The sequence below is a fragment of the Serratia sp. X10 genome, from assembly GCF_017811775.1.
Taxonomy (GTDB): domain Bacteria; phylum Pseudomonadota; class Gammaproteobacteria; order Enterobacterales; family Enterobacteriaceae; genus Serratia; species Serratia ureilytica.
In genome coordinates this window covers 400,030-416,692 of sequence record NZ_JAEIOH010000002.1, presented here as the reverse complement: position 1 = coordinate 416,692, position 16,663 = coordinate 400,030, and the positions used below count along the sequence as shown (strand labels likewise).

At 63.6% G+C, this 16,663-nt stretch carries 19 protein-coding genes; 3 read left to right on the top strand and 16 right to left on the bottom strand.

Features of this window, described 5'->3' with window-relative positions; all coding sequences use genetic code 11:
* Window positions 1–90: 90 nt before the first annotated feature.
* Entirely contained in the window at window positions 91–846 is a 756-nt protein-coding gene (locus tag J9788_RS07460; RefSeq protein ID WP_046896448.1) for a glycosyltransferase family 2 protein, read from the bottom strand.
* A 319-nt stretch (window positions 847–1,165) separates the two neighbouring features.
* On the opposite strand from J9788_RS07460, the gene J9788_RS07455 reads away from it, so the two are divergent.
* Window positions 1,166–1,408, top strand: a complete 243-nt coding sequence (locus tag J9788_RS07455) for a hypothetical protein (RefSeq protein WP_046896447.1) — start codon at window positions 1,166–1,168, stop codon at window positions 1,406–1,408.
* Window positions 1,409–1,413: 5 nt separating this feature from the next.
* Here J9788_RS07455 and J9788_RS07450 read toward each other — a convergent pair whose 3' ends face one another.
* A complete protein-coding gene (locus J9788_RS07450) occupies window positions 1,414–2,043 on the bottom strand; it encodes a hypothetical protein (RefSeq protein WP_060660523.1) in 630 nt (209 codons plus the stop codon).
* A gap of 85 nt (window positions 2,044–2,128) precedes the next feature.
* On the opposite strand from J9788_RS07450, the gene J9788_RS07445 reads away from it, so the two are divergent.
* Window positions 2,129–3,064: a LysR family transcriptional regulator gene (locus J9788_RS07445; RefSeq protein ID WP_046896445.1), complete on the top strand. Its 936-nt coding sequence runs from the start codon at window positions 2,129–2,131 to the stop codon at window positions 3,062–3,064.
* On the opposite strand, the gene alkB is transcribed toward J9788_RS07445, so the two are convergent.
* On the bottom strand, window positions 3,047–3,694 hold the full coding sequence (gene alkB, locus J9788_RS07440) for a DNA oxidative demethylase AlkB (RefSeq protein WP_033643703.1): 648 nt from the start codon (window positions 3,692–3,694) through the stop codon (window positions 3,047–3,049). The two genes, J9788_RS07445 and alkB, sit on opposite strands and share 18 nt — an antisense overlap.
* 139 nt (window positions 3,695–3,833) lie before the next feature.
* On the opposite strand from alkB, the gene rarD reads away from it, so the two are divergent.
* Window positions 3,834–4,712 (top strand): EamA family transporter RarD, encoded by an 879-nt coding sequence (gene rarD / locus J9788_RS07435; RefSeq protein ID WP_182264193.1) that lies wholly within the window; start codon window positions 3,834–3,836, stop codon window positions 4,710–4,712.
* Window position 4,713: 1 nt separating this feature from the next.
* On the opposite strand, the gene dhbA is transcribed toward rarD, so the two are convergent.
* The 13 genes from dhbA to citC form a co-directional block, all read right to left on the bottom strand.
* Window positions 4,714–5,472: a 2,3-dihydro-2,3-dihydroxybenzoate dehydrogenase gene (gene dhbA, locus J9788_RS07430; RefSeq protein ID WP_039565253.1), complete on the bottom strand. Its 759-nt coding sequence runs from the start codon at window positions 5,470–5,472 to the stop codon at window positions 4,714–4,716.
* A 100-nt stretch (window positions 5,473–5,572) separates the two neighbouring features.
* Window positions 5,573–6,763: an isochorismate synthase MenF gene (locus tag J9788_RS07425; RefSeq protein ID WP_046896443.1), complete on the bottom strand. Its 1,191-nt coding sequence runs from the start codon at window positions 6,761–6,763 to the stop codon at window positions 5,573–5,575.
* Window positions 6,764–6,952: 189 nt separating this feature from the next.
* The gene (locus tag J9788_RS07420) at window positions 6,953–7,645 is read right to left on the bottom strand and encodes a 4'-phosphopantetheinyl transferase (RefSeq protein WP_182265083.1); all 693 of its coding nucleotides are present in this window, start codon (window positions 7,643–7,645) and stop codon (window positions 6,953–6,955) included.
* A 34-nt stretch (window positions 7,646–7,679) separates the two neighbouring features.
* Complete coding sequence (locus J9788_RS07415; protein ID WP_182264192.1) at window positions 7,680–8,051, bottom strand: DUF86 domain-containing protein; 372 nt, start codon at window positions 8,049–8,051, stop codon at window positions 7,680–7,682.
* Window positions 8,048–8,338: a nucleotidyltransferase family protein gene (locus J9788_RS07410; RefSeq protein WP_182264191.1), complete on the bottom strand. Its 291-nt coding sequence runs from the start codon at window positions 8,336–8,338 to the stop codon at window positions 8,048–8,050. Before J9788_RS07410 ends, J9788_RS07415 begins: the two co-directional genes overlap by 4 nt.
* 119 nt (window positions 8,339–8,457) lie before the next feature.
* Entirely contained in the window at window positions 8,458–9,687 is a 1,230-nt protein-coding gene (gene agp / locus J9788_RS07405) for a bifunctional glucose-1-phosphatase/inositol phosphatase (protein WP_182264190.1), read from the bottom strand.
* Window positions 9,688–9,833: 146 nt separating this feature from the next.
* On the bottom strand, window positions 9,834–11,297 hold the full coding sequence (locus J9788_RS07400) for an anion permease (RefSeq protein ID WP_033643712.1): 1,464 nt from the start codon (window positions 11,295–11,297) through the stop codon (window positions 9,834–9,836).
* A 25-nt stretch (window positions 11,298–11,322) separates the two neighbouring features.
* Window positions 11,323–12,207 (bottom strand): triphosphoribosyl-dephospho-CoA synthase CitG, encoded by an 885-nt coding sequence (citG, locus tag J9788_RS07395; protein ID WP_033651844.1) that lies wholly within the window; start codon window positions 12,205–12,207, stop codon window positions 11,323–11,325.
* The gene (gene citX / locus J9788_RS07390) at window positions 12,188–12,736 is read right to left on the bottom strand and encodes a citrate lyase holo-[acyl-carrier protein] synthase (protein WP_182264189.1); all 549 of its coding nucleotides are present in this window, start codon (window positions 12,734–12,736) and stop codon (window positions 12,188–12,190) included. Before citX ends, citG begins: the two co-directional genes overlap by 20 nt.
* A 3-nt stretch (window positions 12,737–12,739) precedes the next feature.
* A complete protein-coding gene (citF, locus tag J9788_RS07385; RefSeq protein WP_046896437.1) occupies window positions 12,740–14,245 on the bottom strand; it encodes a citrate lyase subunit alpha in 1,506 nt (501 codons plus the stop codon).
* A complete protein-coding gene (gene citE / locus J9788_RS07380) occupies window positions 14,245–15,165 on the bottom strand; it encodes a citrate (pro-3S)-lyase subunit beta (RefSeq protein ID WP_046896436.1) in 921 nt (306 codons plus the stop codon). The genes citF and citE overlap by 1 nt, the downstream gene beginning before the upstream one ends.
* Window positions 15,149–15,457 (bottom strand): citrate lyase acyl carrier protein, encoded by a 309-nt coding sequence (citD, locus tag J9788_RS07375; RefSeq protein ID WP_019452464.1) that lies wholly within the window; start codon window positions 15,455–15,457, stop codon window positions 15,149–15,151. Before citD ends, citE begins: the two co-directional genes overlap by 17 nt.
* Entirely contained in the window at window positions 15,457–16,527 is a 1,071-nt protein-coding gene (citC, locus tag J9788_RS07370; protein WP_046896435.1) for a [citrate (pro-3S)-lyase] ligase, read from the bottom strand. Before citC ends, citD begins: the two co-directional genes overlap by 1 nt.
* Window positions 16,528–16,663 lie beyond the last annotated feature (136 nt).

The following is a 16,663-nucleotide window of genomic DNA, read 5'->3' as shown; positions in this document are numbered from 1 at the left end:
CGCCCCTCGCCTTCGGCGCGCGGTTGCCGGCCCAACGCCGCAATCGCGCGCCGCAATCGAACGGGAGCTCACGCCACGCCCGCCGTTCGGCTATCTGTGGTACCACGCCTTGAAATACTTCAAAAAGCTGTAGGACACCGCGTAAACGCCGGTCACGGCCCCGACCCGGCCCGCTTTCCAGGCGCCGCTGAAAATGTACCACTTGAAAAATGCGCCGATGGCGCTAATCACCCCTCGGAGAATCGATGGCCTTATCGCCTTGTATTTCACCACGCGCGCCGTATAGCTGTTCAGCTTGGCAAACACTTCCTCGATTGAGAAAAAAGTGTCGTGTTTAACGTGCCCGGCCAGTATCAAGGTAGATACGCCCCCTTCCGCCGCATCATCTACCGGCGCATCATTGAACTTCACCACCTGGCGATGAAAAAAGCGAATGGGGAAATCCGGTGACGAGACGGGATAAAGCGTTCTGACCGCCTGTCCCAACACAAACCAATCGCGACGAATGCGATAGGCGTTATTTTTGTCGGGGCCTGGGGTGCGCTTGAAAAGCCGCATCGCATCGACCGCTTCATCATCCATGATCTCATCGCTGTCCAGGCACAAAACCCAGTCATGTCGCGCGCGGGATATGGCGAAATTCATTTGCCGGCCATGGGTTTCAAACGGGTGATAAAGAGGCTTGATATTGAAGTCGTCGCAAATGGCCAACGTGCCGTCAGTACTGCCCGAATCCACCACGATGATTTCATCGGCGAACGCCGCCACAGGTTGCAACACGTCACGCAGCAGGCGCGATGAATTAAACGTCAATAAACACACGGAAATCCGGTTACAAAAATCCATTTTACAATCCACGACACTGAGAAAATGCAGTCCATGCCAAAAACGGCGGGCGCGCCGTGCAAAAGCGCGCGCCCAAAGCGCTTCTCCTGCCCCGAGCGCCTCTTCAATTAAGTATTTAGAATATTGGCTGCCCTGTCATGCCCTGGATGATGGCATCTGACTATTTCATCAATTTCAATAAAATCAACGAGTAATACGAATTTAGCTCAGGCGTTCACCGCACCGGCTCACGCGCCGGCGGGTGCCGAACGCGAGAGCGGCGCTTGGCGGCGCTTTGGTTTTGTTATAACGTATCAAAAAAAGCAAAGGGAAGACGACGATGAAAATCCAGCTGTCGCTGCTGTTTCTCAGCCTGTTGGCCGGCAAGGCTGCGGCGTTTCAGTCAAAAGTGCCCGAGCCGCGCACCGAACAGGCGCGTGCGGCGGAACAGAACATCGAAAATCTGTTTTACGGCTTTCACGCTATGGATGCCCAGCCGGTGAATATCGGCCGCTGTGAGGCGGTACCGGTGGCGGGATGCCAGTGCGCCTTCTGCGCCCAGCTGCGGCAGGCCGGACGCTGACGCTTTTATTCCAGCGCATACTGCACGATCAGCTGCCCTTTCTTCATCTTTACGCCGGTAATCGCGATCGCGCCCACCTCGCCCAGCGTGGCGACATGCGTGCCGCCGCAGCCGTAGGCGGGCAGATCGCCGAAACCGATCTGGCGCATCCCGTCCACCGCCTGTTGGCGACGCGGCAAATCGGCGGCGATCAGGCGCGCCAGCTCCGCGTGTAAAAACGCCGCCTCCAGCGTCTGTACGTCCGGCCCCGGCGTGAACGTGATGCGCCCTTCTCCCGGCCAATGATGCGCTTTCACCGGCCGCCAACCGCGGGTTTCCCCCAGCCAGCCGATCAGATGGCCGCCGGAGTGCCAGCGGGCGTGCAGCCGGCGTTGCGCTTCGTCGACCTGCATATTGACCGGCCCGATCGGCAGCGGCGCCGCGGTATAGTGCAACACCCTATCCCCCTGCTGCTGCACCCGCAGCACGGCGACGCCGTTCAACGCTCCCACGTCGGCCGGCTGCCCGCCGCCCTGCGGGTGAAACAGCGTGGCGTCCAGTTCCACGGCGTAAGCGCCCGCCTCGGCCGGCTCACAGCTCAATACCTGCGCCTGGCCCTGTAAATCGTCGCTGTAGTAATAACGTCGCTCGGTCATCATTTTTCTCCTCGGTTCGAAGCGCCATTATATTCATGTCATAATCGAAGCATAATCCGTCGCCATCACAATGGACCTTTGCGTCATGAGCACAAATCTTTCTTACGCGCTGTTAGCCGAAATGGCCGTTTTCGTCCAGGTCGTGGAGAGCGGCAGCTTTTCCGCCGCCGCCCGCAAACTGGGCGCTTCACCTTCCGCCGTCAGCCGCAGCGTGGCGAAGCTCGAACAGGCGCTGGCGCTGCAGCTGCTGCATCGCACCACCCGTAAACTGCGGCTGAGCGAAAGCGGCGAAGAGGCGTTTGCACACTGCCGCACCCTGCTGGCGGCGGCCGACGCGGTGATGGCGCTCGGCGGGCGCGGCGCCGCGGAGCCCGAAGGACTGGTCAGCGTCAGCGTGCCCAAGGCGGTAGGCCGTTTCGTGCTGCATCCGCACATGCCGGAGTTTCTGCGGCGTTACCCGAAGGTGGACGTGCGGCTGCGGCTGGAAGATCGTTATATGGATCTGATCGACGACCGCGTCGATCTGGCGCTGCGCATTACCGATCGCCCGTCACCGGGCTTGATCGGCCGTCAGCTGATGCGAATAGACCACCTGCTGTGCGCCACGCCGCACTATCTGGCGCAGCACGGCACGCCGCAGCATCCGCACGATCTGGCGGCGCACAGCTGCATCTATCTGGGAGAAACGCCGAGCGACGCGCAATGGAAATTCCGCCGCAGCGGCAAAACGGTGACGGTCAACGTGCGCGGCCGCTACGCCGCCAACCACACCGGCGTGCGGCTGGACGCGGTGAAACGGCATATCGGCATCGGCAGCCTGCCGTATTTTACCGCCCGCCAGGCGCTCGACGAGGGCGAGATCGTGCAGGTGTTGCCGGAATGGGATTTCCTCAGCAGCTATCACGGCGGCCTGTGGCTGCTTTACGCGCCCAACCAGTATCTGCCGCCCAAACTGCGGGTGTTTATCGACTATCTCGTCGCCTGCCTGGCGCAGGAGCCGCAGCTAAAGCGCCTTGCGTAGCGTGATGTTGATGCGGTGCGGCCCCACCAGCGAGTGGTAGCCTTCCTTGACCGGCAGGATGCCGTGGAAACAGAGCCGCGACGGGCCGCCCCACACCACCACGTCGCCGTGCGCCAGCGGGATGCGCCGCGCCCGATCGCTGCGCTGCAGGCCGCCGAACTGAAACACCGCCGGCAGCCCAAGCGACACCGAGACGATCGGCGCGCCAAAGTCGTGCTCGTCTTTATCCTGATGCAGCGACAGCTTGCTACCCGGATCGTAACGGTTCATCAAACAGGAATCCGGCACGAAGGGGCCAAAGCCCGCCTGCTGCGCGGCTTCGTCCGCCAACGCCATCAGAATAGGCGGGATCGGCGGCCAGCGTTTGCCGCTGCGCGCGTCGCGTTCCGAGTAACGGTAGCCGCGGCTGTCGCTGGTCCAGCCATTGCCGCACCAGCTCATCGCCACCGACATCACGTGCCCGCCGGGGGTGGTCAAATGCTGCCACGGCACCTGCGCTACCACGCCCTGCACCGCCGCCAGCAGTGCCGGCCCGTGATCGCGCACAAAGCCGTGCATCACCACCGCGCCGGGGGCGATCTCTTCACGCCACGGCGGCGGCAGCGCGTCTTCAAAAAGATCGATTGTCATCGCTAAAACCTGTATGAATACACAGTACTCATTGTAACCCGCCGCTGCCGATTGTCCAGCGCCCGGCTGCGCCATTGTCGTTGGCGGCAAATTTCTCTACAGTAGCCGCCATAAAATCAATCACTCACCAGGAATGCGTGTGATTAAGGGCATCACTCTTTCGGTCGTCGCCTCCATCTTGTTCGGCGCGATGTATTACTTCACCTCTACCCTCACCCCGCTGAACGGCGAACAGGTCTACGGCTGGCGCACGCTGCTGACGCTGCCGTTCCTGACGCTGTTCATGGCGCTGTCCGGCGATTGGCGCAAGGTGAGCGACACGCTGGTCGGGATCGGCCAACGGCCGCCGCGTCTGCTGGGCCTGCTGCTCACCTCGGCGCTGCTGGGAGTGCAGCTGTGGCTGTTCCTGTGGGCGCCGCTGCACGGCAAGGCGCTCGACGTGTCGCTCGGCTATTTTCTGCTGCCGCTGACCATGGTGCTGGCGGGCCGTTTGATCTACCGCGATCGGCTGTCGCTGCTGCAAAAACTGGCGGTGGCGTGCGCCGTGGCGGGGGTGAGCAATGAGCTGTATCAGGCGCGCGGCGTATCGTGGCCGACACTGGTGGTAGCGCTGGGGTATCCGCTCTACTTTATTTTGCGGCGGCGTTTCGGCACCGACAATCTCGGCGGCCTGTGGTGCGAGCTGACGCTGATGCTGCCGGCGGCGGCCTGGTTCGCCTTCGGCGACGGCGGCGCGGCGGCGCTGCAGATCAATGCCGAGCTATATTGGCGCATTCCGCTGCTCGGCATCATCAGCGCCGTGGCGCTGGTGTGTTACATCCTCGCCAGCCGCATGCTGCCGTTCAGCCTGTTCGGCCTGCTGAGCTATGTGGAACCGGTGCTGCTGGTGCTCGTCGCGCTGCTGCTCGGCGAGAGCATCAGCCAAAGCGAATGGCCAACCTATCTGGCGATCTGGCTGGCGGTGCTGCTGCTGGCGGCGGAGGGCGCGCGGCACCTGCTGCGCCGCCAGCGGGTCTGACTCAGGCGGCCAGCGTGGCGCCGCCGTCGATCACGATGTCCTGCATGGTGATGTGGCTGGCCAAATCCGAGGCCAGGAACAGCACCGCGTTGGCGATTTCGTCCGGACGCGCGATTTTACCCAGCGGGATCCCCAGCTTGAACATCTCGGGGAAGCCGGCGATGGTGCGTTGCTGCGCATCGTCGGTCTGCCACATGCCGCGCTGCATCGGCGTGTCGGTCGAGCCCGGCGACACCAGATTGCACCGCACGCCGAACGGCGCCATCTCCAACCCCACGCAGTGGTTCAGGCTGGTCAGCGCCGCCTTGGAGGCGCAGTAGGCCGCCATCTGCGCGCGCGGCACGTGCGCGGCGTTGGAGCCGATGCTGACAATCGCCCCGCTGCGCTGCGCCTTGAAGTGCGGCAGCACGGCGCGGAACAGGTAAAACGCCCCCGAGGCGTTGACGTTGATGCACTGGTGCCAGTCATCCACGCTCAGATCTTCGGTATTGCCCATGCGCAGAATGCCGGCGGCGTTGACCAACACGTCCAGTCGCGGGTTCTCCGCCAGCTGTTGGCGGCACACCGCCTCTACCTGCTCCGGCCGACTGATGTCCAACGTCACGCAGGGGTAAGGCAGATCCGGATTGGCGAATTCTCGGTCAAACCCCACCACTTCGGCGCCCTGGGTTAAAAAGTGGCGGGCGATCTGCTCGCCGATGCCGCGCGCCGCGCCGGTCACCCACACGCGTTTGCCGGTGAAATCCATCTGAATGCTCATGCGCGCACCGCCATCCGGGCGCACCGCCGGGTCATGTTGTTGTTCATCGTTATCTCCTGCGAAAGGCTATGACGCGGCGCGGACTGCGCCGCAAAGAGGCCTACAGCGCGCCGCTGTTCAGGCCGAAAGCGTTGAGCATGGTGCCCAGTTTGGCAGTGGTTTCCATCCATTCGGACTGCGGCGTCGAGGCGGCGACGATGCCCGCGCCGGCGAACAGCCGCACCCGGTTGCCGCGCAGCAGCCCGCTGCGGATGACGATCGCCCACTCGCCGTCGCCGTTGGCGTCGCACCAGCCGACGATGCCGCTGAACAAGCCGCGATCGTGCGGTTCCAGAGCGGCGATCAGCTGGCGGGCGCTTTCGGTCGGGAAGCCGCACAGCGCCGGCGTCGGATGCAGCAGACAGGCCAGCTGCATCACGTTGAGATCCGGATTCAGCAACTCGCCGCGAATGCGGGTGGACAGGTGCCACATGGTGCCGGTGCTGAGCAGCGACGGGCCGCTGGGCACGCTCAGGGTGGCGCACAGCGGCGCCAGATGCCGACGAATGTCGTCGATCACCAGCTTGTGTTCGTATTTGTCTTTGGTCGAGCGCATCAGGCGCTCGCTGCCGAGGCGATCCTGCTGCGGATCGTCCTGCCGGCGCGCCGAGCCCGCCAGCGGATTGGTGTGGATCTCGCCGCCCTGCTTGCGGATCAGCAGTTCAGGGCTGGCGCCGATCAACACGCTGCCATCGGCCAGCGGCAGAGAGAAGTGGTAACCGGTCGGGTTCTGCACCATCAGGTTATTGAGGATCCGGTGGCCGGCCACCGGCTGTTCCAGCTCGATATCAAGGATGCGCGACAGCACCGCCTTGTCCAGCTTGCCTTGTTTAAAGCGGCTGACCGCTTCCGCGACCGCGTGTTTGAATCGTGGCTCGTCCGGAATACTGGTGCAGGCGACCAGGCGATGCGGCTGTTGCAGCATCGGGCGCGCGGCGCGGATAAAGCTGTCGTTGGCGACGAATCGGCTTTCTTCTGGTATATACAGGCAGGAAGGCCGGCGCGTGTCGAACGGAATGGCGCCCACCACCACCGGGGCCGCCTGGCCGGCGGCTTTGGCGCGCGCCAGCGCCTGGCGAATATGCTGCGCCAGCGCGCTGCCTTCCTGCTCGCCGCCGAACGCCGGCGTCTCAATACGCTCAAACACGCCGTGGGCGGAGAGGGAACGGAATTCTGACCGGTACAAAAAGGTCGATTGTTCGGCGTACTCAAACCCGGAGAAGGTTTGGTTTTCTGTCGTCAGTGTCGCCACAAGACCACTCCTTTGTTGCGCCTCACCAATGATAATGTTTATGCGAATAATTATCATTAGCTGTAAAGGGTGGGTAAATTACACCGGATCCCCACCGTCGGTCAATCTCCGATGAATGAATCTTGCCGCACGCCGCGGCAAATTCGCGTTACGCCCCAACAAGAAATAACACACTGTTATTATTGTGTTTTAGCAAAAAATAAAAGTCGTGACATCGTCACCTTCGCGCCAAAACCGCCCGGCGAAACGCCGTCCGGCGCAGCAATGCGGCGTCAACGTGGTGAGCAGCGCCAATTCGAACGTCTGCCGCTGCGCATCCACCGCCACCATTCGCGCATCAAGAAAATCGAAATATCGGCGCACCTGCGGGTAAAGCGCTTTGAACAGGCTCTCTTTGGCGGAAAACGTCAGCGTCAGCAGCTCGTTGAACGGCAGCGTTTCGCCCAGCAACGTCTCGCGCTCCGCCGGTGAAACGATCGCGCTCCACAGCTCCTCCGCTCGCGCCACGGACAGCAGCGTCTCCACATCCAGCCCAACGCCGCCCAGCCCGCTCTCTCGGTGTACGGCACACAGCGCGATATGCGAATTATGGCTCAGCGCCCCAGCGATGCCCGTCGGCCACTGCGGCGCGCGATCTTCGCCGCGCGCCAGGGTGAAGTCGGCGAAACCGAGCGGCGCCAGCAGCTGCCGCGCCAGCACACGCCCGGCCAGATACTCCGCACGGCGTTTCGGCACCGCGCGCGCCAGGTGGTCCGGCAGCGCAAAGCCCGCCTCGGGAAAACTGTCGTCGCGATACTCCGCCAGCGCAAACTGGCAGCGCGCCACCTGGCCCGGATAGCCGTCCGGCGTGAAAAATTCGATATTGCGGATAAAAGTGGGGATCCGGCAGGAATCAGAGTCACTGCCCAAAGAAAGCTTAATCACCGTCGTTTAACTTCTCAGCATCCTGGCGTACCGCCACCAGCTGTGTAAGCAGTTCCGGCAACGCCGTTTGCACCGTCGCCCAGACCACTTCAAGGTTGATATCAAAATAACCGTGCGCAATGCGATTACGCATGCCGCGCATGTTTCGCCAAGGGATTTCAGGATGGCGTTGCGTAAACGCGGGGCTGCCATCCATGATTTTCGTCACGGCTTCACCGATAATAATCAGGCTCATAATGACCGCCTGCTGAGTGCGTTTATCTTCGATAAAATCTACCACCGCCAAGCCATCAACGAAATCGCAGGCATCCTGCGCCGCCTGTTGCATGTGGCTCAGATAATCGACCAACCGCGCATCTTTCATACCGGCTGGGCCTCCGCCAAAACCTGCTGGCGAAAGGCCGGCGGCAAATCGAGCGGCGTCAGCAGATCCACCTGTATGCCCAGCAGCGCTTCCAGTTCCGACTGCAGCCCCCCCAGATCAAACAACGTGGCGCCCGGCAACGCATCGACCAACAGATCCAAATCACTGCCCTCCCGATCGGTGCCATGCAGCACCGAGCCGAAAATACGCGGATTGACCGCAGGGAACAGCCCAACCGTTTTTCGGATCGCCTGGCGATGTTCTGCAAGAACAATGGATGGTCGCATGGTTTTATCTCCCCGTTACACCTAACGAAATGCTAGGTGATCGGTTGAGGGGATTCAAGCACAATCCCCCGGCAGCCGCGCCTATGCCTCTCCCCCGCATTCGGGAGAGAGGCCGGGCATTACAAGATGCCTTTCATGGTCTTCTCGAAATCGCTCCAGGCGCAGAAGCCGTCTTTATCGATCGGGCAGCCTTTCAGCGCCAGCGTCACGCGCTGCGGCGGGGTTTGCAGCGTCAGCGGCGTCGCCTTGCGCAGCTGTTCGGTGGACTGGTAGACGTACTCGATCTTCAGCAATTCCCGGTCGTTCTGCGCGTCGCGCCAGCGCTGGAATACCAGTTTGCCGCCGATCGGCGTTTTCTCGTATTGCTGCGGCAGCTGATACGGCTGGAACTGCATGGCCGACAGCAGCGAGGCGATATTGGAGTCGTGGCCCACCAGCACCGTCAGCTTCGGCGCGTCCGGTTTGCGCTCGCCCAGCAGCGCGTTGTTGATGTAGGTCAGCAGCGGCTTGGCGACGTTCTGCGCCACCACCGGCGAGGTGAACAGCGAATCCTGATAGCCGTCTTTCAGCTGCGCCAGCTGCTGCCACTGGTGCGGGGTGGCGATTTTGCCCCAGGCCACCTCTTTCATCGGGAAACCTTCGTAATACTGCAGCATAAAGGCGTCCACCAGCGAGTTGCCCACCCGCAGCGGGCCGGAGACGCCCGGCTCTTTGCCCGGCACCGCGCTCATCACGTTGGCTTCTTTGGTCAGGTCGCAGTGTTTGTCGGTCTTGCAGGCGGCGGAATCCTTGTAGTCGATGATCTTCGCCAGCTGTTGATAAGAGGCGTCCAGCTTCAGCGATCCCAGTGCGGCGTTCATCGCCGCCAGCGCCTGCTGGTTGAAGGCTTCGCTGGTGTCGGTGATGATCGGGTTGAAGGTCGGATCCATCTCGCCCATCTTGTCCTGATGGTGCACACTGACGTCGCAGCCCGGGAACGCGCCATTGCTGAAGAACTGCGCGGTGGCCACCGTGCGCTGCAGGCTGTTGGCGTAGACGTACACGCTGCCGGCGGTCGGGCAGCCTTCTTGCGGCAACAGGCCGGTCTGCTTCAGCCAGGCGTTGAAATAGTGCCCCATATACACTTCCAGCACCCCGCCCTTGGTGGTCAGCTGGCCGCCCGGCGTTTCCCAGGCCGGCCAGGCCTTCGGCGTGGACTGCGCCAGCACGCTGCCGTTGTTGGCCAGCGGCGCGCGCAGGTTATGGCGGCTCATCACCAGCACCTGTTCCAGTTGATAACCGCCGGCGTCCGCCAGCGCGTTCCCGGTGAATAACAAAGGCAGGCACAGCAATAACGTTTTTTTTCTCATCCGCAGAGGCTCCCGGAAAATGATTATTTTTAAGGTGTTAGCGTTTGCCTGCGTATGATGGCGGGGTTAGTGTGACAAGTGTGTGACAGGCTTCACGGGAAAAGATCGTACCAGCGGCCACCGGGCGGCGGCCGCTGTGCGTGAACTCAGTACCACAGGCTCATGATTGGCCAGCCGATCAGCAGCAGCGCGGCGATGTACACCACGCCGAGAATGCCGCCCAGGCGCCAGTAGTCTTTCGATTTCACGTAGCCGCAGCCGTAGATAATCACCCCCGGCCCGGTGGCGTACGGCGTCAGCACGCCCATGATGCCGATCGACAGCACCAGCAGCATCGACAGCTGCTCCATCGGCACGCCCGGCAAGCCTTTGCCGACCGCCAGGATCACCGGCAGCATGGTGGCGGTGTGCGCCGACAGGCTGGCGAACAGGTAGTGGGCGAAGTAGAACACCAGCACCAGCGCCACCACCGTCATGTTCGGCGAGAAGCCGTCCAGGTGGGTGCTCATGGTCTGGGCGAACCAGTCGATAAAGCCGGAGCGCGTCAGGCCGTTGGCCATCACCACCAGCGTCGCCAGGTTAACCAGCGTATTCCAGGCGCTGGAGTATTTGGTAATGTCTTTCCACGACACCACGTGCAGCGCCAGCATCAGCGACACCGCCAACAGGCACACCGCGGTGGCGTCCAGCACCTTGCCGCCGAACACCCACAGGCACAGGCTGAGCAGCACCAGGCCGATCAGGGTGTACTCCTTGCGCGTCAGCTTGCCCATTTCCCCCAGCGCGGTATTCGCCCAGGCGGCCACTTCGCTGCTGTGGGTCACGCCCGGCTTGTAGAGGTAGTAGGAGATCAGCGGCGCGATGATCAGCAGCAGCAGGCCGACCGGCAGGAACGCCAGGAACCACTGCATCCAGCTGATGTGCACCCCGGCTATCTTGCCGACGAACTCGATGCCCAGCACGTTCGGCGCGGCGCCGGTGACGAACATCGAGGAGCTGATGCTGGTGCCGACCACCATCATCCACATCAGGTAGCCGCCAATGCGGCGCGAAGAGGGATCGTTAGGGAAGGAATCGAACAGCGGCGGCAGGTTTTTCACCACCGGGAACACCGTGCCGCCGGTGCGCGCGGTGTTGGACGGCGTGAACGGCGCCAGCAGGATATCGATGATCACCACCGCATAGCCCAGCGTCAGCGTGCGCTTGCCCATGAATTTCACCAGGAACAGCGCGATGCGCCGCCCCAGCCCGGTGGCCTCGTAGCCCAGCGCGAAGATAAAGGCGCCGAACACCAGCCAGACGGTGGTGCTGGAGAAGCCCGCCAGCCCCCATTTCAGCGCCTCTTTACCGGCCTTGAAACCCGGCTCCGCCAATTCTTGCGCGCCGAACAGCACCCAGTTGGCGCTCAGCACGCTGACGGTCACCGCGATAAAACTGATGGCGGTGGCCGGGATCGGCTCCAGAATCATGCCGACGATCATCGCCACAAAGATGGCGAAATAGTGCCACGCCTGCGGCGGCATGCCGTCGGGCACCGGTATCAATAACAGGATCGCGAGCACCGCCAGCGGCGCTATCGCTTTCCAGATCTTTTCCTGGGTTTGGGACATAGGGACTCTCCTGAAGGCTTGGTTATTATTCTTGGGCACCCAGCTGCGCCAGCAGCCAGGTCACTATCAACAAGTCGGCGCTGCCGCCGGGGCTGAGGTTGCGGGCAATGCAGTCGGCATCGAAGCGCCGCAGGCGCGCCAGGCCCGCTTCCCCCGCCGAGCCGCCCTGCGCCAACAGCAAGGCCGCCCGGCGCCGCAGCCAGCGCAGCCCGCGCAGGCCGCCGCGCGAGGCGACGTTGGTGTCATCGTTGTGGGCCATCAGCCACAGCAGGCTGTCCAGCAGCGCCCGCTGTTCGTCGCCACCGGCGGCCAGCCGTTGCCGATACAGCGGCAGCGCGCCGTCAAGCACCAACCGAAAACCGGATTCCGCCTCGCCGCGTGCGCCGCTGAGGCCATACGCAGCGAACAAGCGCTGGCCGGCGGTCTGCCCGGCGTTGTTGCATCGCAGCTCGCTGTCCACCAGCCCTCGGCACATCGCCGCCACTTCGGCGCATAACGATGCGGCGCTGATGGCCCGGCCCTGCTGCTGCAGGCGGCCGAAGGCGGCGCACAGCAAACCGAGTGAGAACACGCTGCCCTTGTGGGTGTTAATGCCGCCGGTGGCGCGAAACATCTGGTTTTCGCAGGCCAGGCCGAGCGGCCGCAGCCGCGCCAACTGCCGCTCCGCCGGCCGGCAGGCGTCTTCGCGGCCGCGCTGGATAAAACGCGGCAGCCACACGCCGATGGCGCGGGCGCTGCGGTAGAAATGCCCAAGATCCATGTCGCGATGGGCGCCGGTGTTATGGCGATCCACCAGCCCCGGTTTGGGCGTGAGGTTGACCTCCACCAACAGCGCGCGGAAAGCGGCGCGGGCGAAGTCGCAGGCCGGCTCGGCTCGGCGGGCGGGTGGATTAATCGGCAGAGATCGCATCGTTGAACATCCTTTCCATTTCTTGCAGCAGCTGCTCGCTGCCATGCCGCCGCTGGCGGGCGCAAATCTTGGCCGGTTGGCCGCACAGCAGGCAGCGCCGCGCCGGCAGGCCGATGTCGCGGCGCGACAGGATTCGCCCCTGCGCATCCAGCACGTCGATATCCCACAGCCGGCCGATCGGGCGGCTCACCTCCAGCTGCATGGCGCAATCTTTCACCCGTTGGGCGTCGGCGCGCAGCGCCACGAACCCTTCGCAGCCGGTGGCGAGCGCCAGCGCCTCGGCCTGCGGGCTCGGCCAGCCCTGTTCGGCGCACAGCCGCAGCAGCGCCGTCCACCCGAGGTTGAAGATGCCGCGCGTCAGCGCGCTGTCTTTCACCGGGCCGGGCACCACCAGCGTCAGCACCAGCAGCGTGCACTCGTGCTGTGCCAGCCACGCCTGCTGGCGCGCCTGACGGCATTCGCGGCTGGTGAGCAGCTCCGGCAGGCTGACCGCGCGTTCGGCGGCCAGTTGGGGATCGACGGCGGCCATCGGTTACTCCGCCACCTGATGCACCACGTCGATCACCGAGCCGTCGCGGTAGCGCACTACCGCCACCACTTTGTCGGTAAAGGCGATCGGCTGCGGTTCGCCGGTCAGCTGCAGCGCGCGGGCGCGCAGCCAGTCGATGCTCACCACCTCGAGCCCGGCCTCCCGCAGGCGCTGCGCCAGCTCCGGCCGCGCCGGGTTGACGGCGATGCCGTGGTCGGTCACCAGAATGTCGATGCTGGAGCCCGGCGTGACACAGGTGGTCACCTGCTCCACCAGCGTCGGGATGCGCCCGCGCACCAACGGCGCGACGATGATCGCCAGCCGCGCGGCGGCGGCGGTGTCGCAGTGGCCGCCGGACGCGCCGCGCAGCACGCCGTCGGAGCCGGTCAGCACGTTAACGTTGAAACCGGTGTCGATCTCGAGTGCGCTCAGCACCACCACGTCGAGCCGATCGACCGACGCGCCCTTGGAGCTGAAGTTGGCGTACTGGTTGGCGCTGATTTCGATATGGCGCGGGTTGCGCGCCAGCGAGGTCGCCGCCGCCCGATCGAAGCTCTGCACGTCCAGCAGCTTGCCGATCAGCCCTTTCTCGTGCAGATCCACCATGGTCGAGGTGATGCCGCCGAGGGCGAACGCGGCGCGAATGCCGCGGGCGCGCATCTTGTCCTCCAGGAACCGGGTCACCGCCAGCGAGGCGCCGCCGGTGCCGGTTTGCAGCGAGAACCCTTCGGTGAAGTAGCCGGAACCGGCGATCACCTCGGCGGCGCGGCGGGCGATCAGCAGCTCGCGCGGGTTCGAAGTCATGCGCGTGGCGTCGGCGCCGATCTTGTCGGCGTCGCCCACCCGCTCCAGCTGCACGATCAGATCCACCCGATCCTGCGCCAGGCTGGCGGGATGATGCGGATACGGCACCAGCTGTTCGGTCAGCAGCACCACGGTGCCCGCCGCCTCGGCGTCCACCCGCGCATAGCCGAGCGAGCCGCAGCAGGCTTCACCGCTGTAGCCGTTGGCGTTGCCGAACTCATCGCAGGCCGGCACGCCGAGGAAGGCCACATCTATCTTCAGCTCGCCGGATTCGATCAGGTTGACCCGGCCGCCATGCGAGTGAATTTGCACCGGCTCCGCCAGCAGGCCGCGCGAAACGGCGTCCGCCAGCGGGCCGCGCAGCCCGGAGGTGTAAATGCGGCTCACCACGCCGTGGCGGATATGCTCAACCAACGGCGCATGGCAGTCGGTCAGCGAGCTGGAGGCCAGCGTCAGGTTGCGGAACCCCATCGCCGCCAGCGTCTCCATCACCTGATTGAGCGCCAGATCGCCGCCGCGAAACGCATGGTGGAAGGAGATGGTCATGCCGTCCTGCAGCCCGCTGCGGCGCACCGCTTCCTGCAAGGAGTCGCACAGCTTGAGATCGCGCGGTTTACGCGCCTGCAGATTGGCCTTGGAAATGTCCTGATAGCCCGGCAGATCCGCCGGGTTGGCGAAGGTCATCAATCGTTGTTGGCGGTTCATCATGCTTCCTCCCCGTGCTGCGCCGGTTCTTCCCGTAAGCCGGACAGCGCGGCGCGCTCCAGCACCAGCCGGGCGCGTTCAATCACCGGGCTGTCGACCATTTTTCCGTTGAGCGACACCACGCCTCGCCCTTCCCGCTCCGCCGCTTCGGCGGCGTCCACCACCCGCTGCGCGTGCGCCACCTCTTTGGCGGTCGGCGCGTACAGGTTGTGCAGCAGCTCAATCTGGCGCGGGTTGATCAGCGATTTGCCGTCGAAGCCGAGCTGTTTGATCAGCGCCGCTTCCTGCAGGAAGCCGGCCTCGTTGTTGGCGTCGGAATACACGGTGTCGAACACCTGAATGCCGGCGGCGCGCGCCGCCTGCAGCAGCGAGCAGCGGGCGAACAGCAGCTCGATGCCCTCCGGCGAGCGTTCGGTGCGCAGGTTGCGCACATAGTCTTCCGCCCCCAGCGCGATGCCGATAAGACGCGGCGAAGCGTGCGCGATCGCCACCGCGTTGGTGATGCCCTGCGCCGATTCGATCGCCGCCAGCAGCCCGGTGCTGCCGACCGGCCGGCCGCAGGCCGCCTCGATGGCGGCGATCTCGCGCTCCATGTCGACAACGTCCTGCGCGCTATCGGTCTTCGGCAGGCGCACGATATCCGCGCCGCCGCGCACCACCGCCTGCAGGTCCGCCAGGCCGTAGGCGGAGTCGAGCGCATTGACACGCACGATGGTTTCCACCTCCTGGTACAGCGGATGCTGCAGCGCGTGGTACACCAATCGGCGCGCCGCGTCTTTTTCACGCAGGATCACCGAGTCTTCCAGATCGAACATCAGCGCGTCGGCCTGGTAGATAAAGGCGTTGCTGACCATCGCCGCGTTGGCGCCGGGAACGAACAGCATGCTGCGGCGCAGCCGGGTTTTATTCAGCGTTTTCATCTTTCGCCTCCCACGGCAGTTGGCCGCCCTCGCAGGCGCGCATCAGCGCGGTTTCCAGCCGGGCGCGCAGCACGCAGTCCAGCGCCCCTTTGTCGTCGACGATCACCTGCACCGGTTCCACCTCATAACGCTGCAGCACTTCCAGCAGGGTGTGGCGGATCGCCGCGCCGAACTGCTTTTCCACGCTGCTGGCGATCAGCAGATCGTGCTGCGGCCCCTCGGCGGGCGCGATGCGCACCATGACATCGCTGGATTCCAGCGTGCCGGCCATTGCTTCTCGGATAATTTTCATCATTCACCTGATTGTGCGGACTCAAAAGGATGCGGGGCCGTCTTGGCCCTGCGCTGCGTTTGCAGATCCTGCAGGTAGTACAGGGTGTCCGGCGGCACCAGCGGCGCGGCGGCGTGGAAGTCCCCCGCCGCCAGCAGCTTGCGCACCCAGGAGGCGGAGATCGCCGTGCCCTGATATTGCAAACGCTCGATTTCCACCAGCGCGATCGGCGGGCTGGGCAGCGCAGGCGTTTCCAGCCAATAGCGCATGTCGCGGTTGTACTTCGCGGTCACCGCGCAGAACGGCTCGTTGCCGACGAAGCGGTGGGTGATGCCCAGCGCGGGCGCCAGATACTGGCGGAAGATCTTCAGATCGATTTCGGTGTAACAGTCGTCGGCCACGCCCTGGTCCTTGATGAAGTAACAAGGGAAAGTGGCGCGCGAGATCACGTACTGCGAGCCTTCGTGTACCGTGAGGTTGGGGATGTCGGCGGTGCCGGCCAGCACCAGCCGTCGCCGGTCTTCATAGCTGAAGCGCGAGGTGTTTTCCTTCACCAGAAACAGGTGCAGCCAGTCGCAGCGCTTGGCCGCCTGACGCACCAGATACTGGTGCCCGCGGGTAAAGGGGTTGGCGTTCATCACGATGCTGCCGATGGTGTCGCCCGGCCGACGTTGGCTCGCCAGTTGGGCGGCGTAGCGCTTCAGGCGGCACGGGCTGTTTTCCATCAGCACCACGATGCCCGGCACGGTGGCGATCGGGTAGAAACCGCACTGGCGGAACAGCGGCTCGTTCTGCACCTTGGTGTAGATAAACAGCTGGGTGTGATGGCGCTCGTAGGCCAGGTTCACCAGCTCGGTCGCCAGCGCCAGCGCCAACCCTTCGCCGCGCATCAGCGGGCTGATGGCGACGCATTTGATAATATTGTCGGCGATGCCGCCGCAGGCGACCAATTTATCGTGCTGGGTAACGGTAATAAATATTTCAACCGTGGTATCGATATTCAGATCGTTACTGCGCAAGAAGGCGCTTATTTCCGAAATCGCTTTATGATCCGATCGCTTTACCCGATTAAATACGGCATCGCCTAACATAACACGCTCTCTGGGTTAACTGGCAAACAACAAATAAAATACAAAAAGGCATTTTAATTAACATCAGAAATGGCAATTAAAACCTTAAAAACCATGAAGATAAAATCACCCTCTCGTTCGATAAACCCATGGTAAG

Coding starts and splice junctions, on each gene's coding strand:
- J9788_RS07460 (WP_046896448.1), bottom strand. CDS start 846: ATGGATTTTTGTAACCGGATTTCCGTGTGTTTATTGACGTTTAATTCA.
- J9788_RS07455 (WP_046896447.1), top strand. CDS start 1,166: ATGAAAATCCAGCTGTCGCTGCTGTTTCTCAGCCTGTTGGCCGGCAAG.
- J9788_RS07450 (WP_060660523.1), bottom strand. CDS start 2,043: ATGACCGAGCGACGTTATTACTACAGCGACGATTTACAGGGCCAGGCG.
- J9788_RS07445 (WP_046896445.1), top strand. CDS start 2,129: ATGAGCACAAATCTTTCTTACGCGCTGTTAGCCGAAATGGCCGTTTTC.
- alkB (WP_033643703.1), bottom strand. CDS start 3,694: ATGACAATCGATCTTTTTGAAGACGCGCTGCCGCCGCCGTGGCGTGAA.
- dhbA (WP_039565253.1), bottom strand. CDS start 5,472: ATGAGCATTCAGATGGATTTCACCGGCAAACGCGTGTGGGTGACCGGC.
- J9788_RS07415 (WP_182264192.1), bottom strand. CDS start 8,051: ATGAAAGATGCGCGGTTGGTCGATTATCTGAGCCACATGCAACAGGCG.
- J9788_RS07410 (WP_182264191.1), bottom strand. CDS start 8,338: ATGCGACCATCCATTGTTCTTGCAGAACATCGCCAGGCGATCCGAAAA.
- agp (WP_182264190.1), bottom strand. CDS start 9,687: ATGAGAAAAAAAACGTTATTGCTGTGCCTGCCTTTGTTATTCACCGGG.
- J9788_RS07400 (WP_033643712.1), bottom strand. CDS start 11,297: ATGTCCCAAACCCAGGAAAAGATCTGGAAAGCGATAGCGCCGCTGGCG.
- citG (WP_033651844.1), bottom strand. CDS start 12,207: ATGCGATCTCTGCCGATTAATCCACCCGCCCGCCGAGCCGAGCCGGCC.
- citX (WP_182264189.1), bottom strand. CDS start 12,736: ATGGCCGCCGTCGATCCCCAACTGGCCGCCGAACGCGCGGTCAGCCTG.
- citF (WP_046896437.1), bottom strand. CDS start 14,245: ATGAACCGCCAACAACGATTGATGACCTTCGCCAACCCGGCGGATCTG.
- citE (WP_046896436.1), bottom strand. CDS start 15,165: ATGAAAACGCTGAATAAAACCCGGCTGCGCCGCAGCATGCTGTTCGTT.
- citD (WP_019452464.1), bottom strand. CDS start 15,457: ATGAAAATTATCCGAGAAGCAATGGCCGGCACGCTGGAATCCAGCGAT.
- citC (WP_046896435.1), bottom strand. CDS start 16,527: ATGTTAGGCGATGCCGTATTTAATCGGGTAAAGCGATCGGATCATAAA.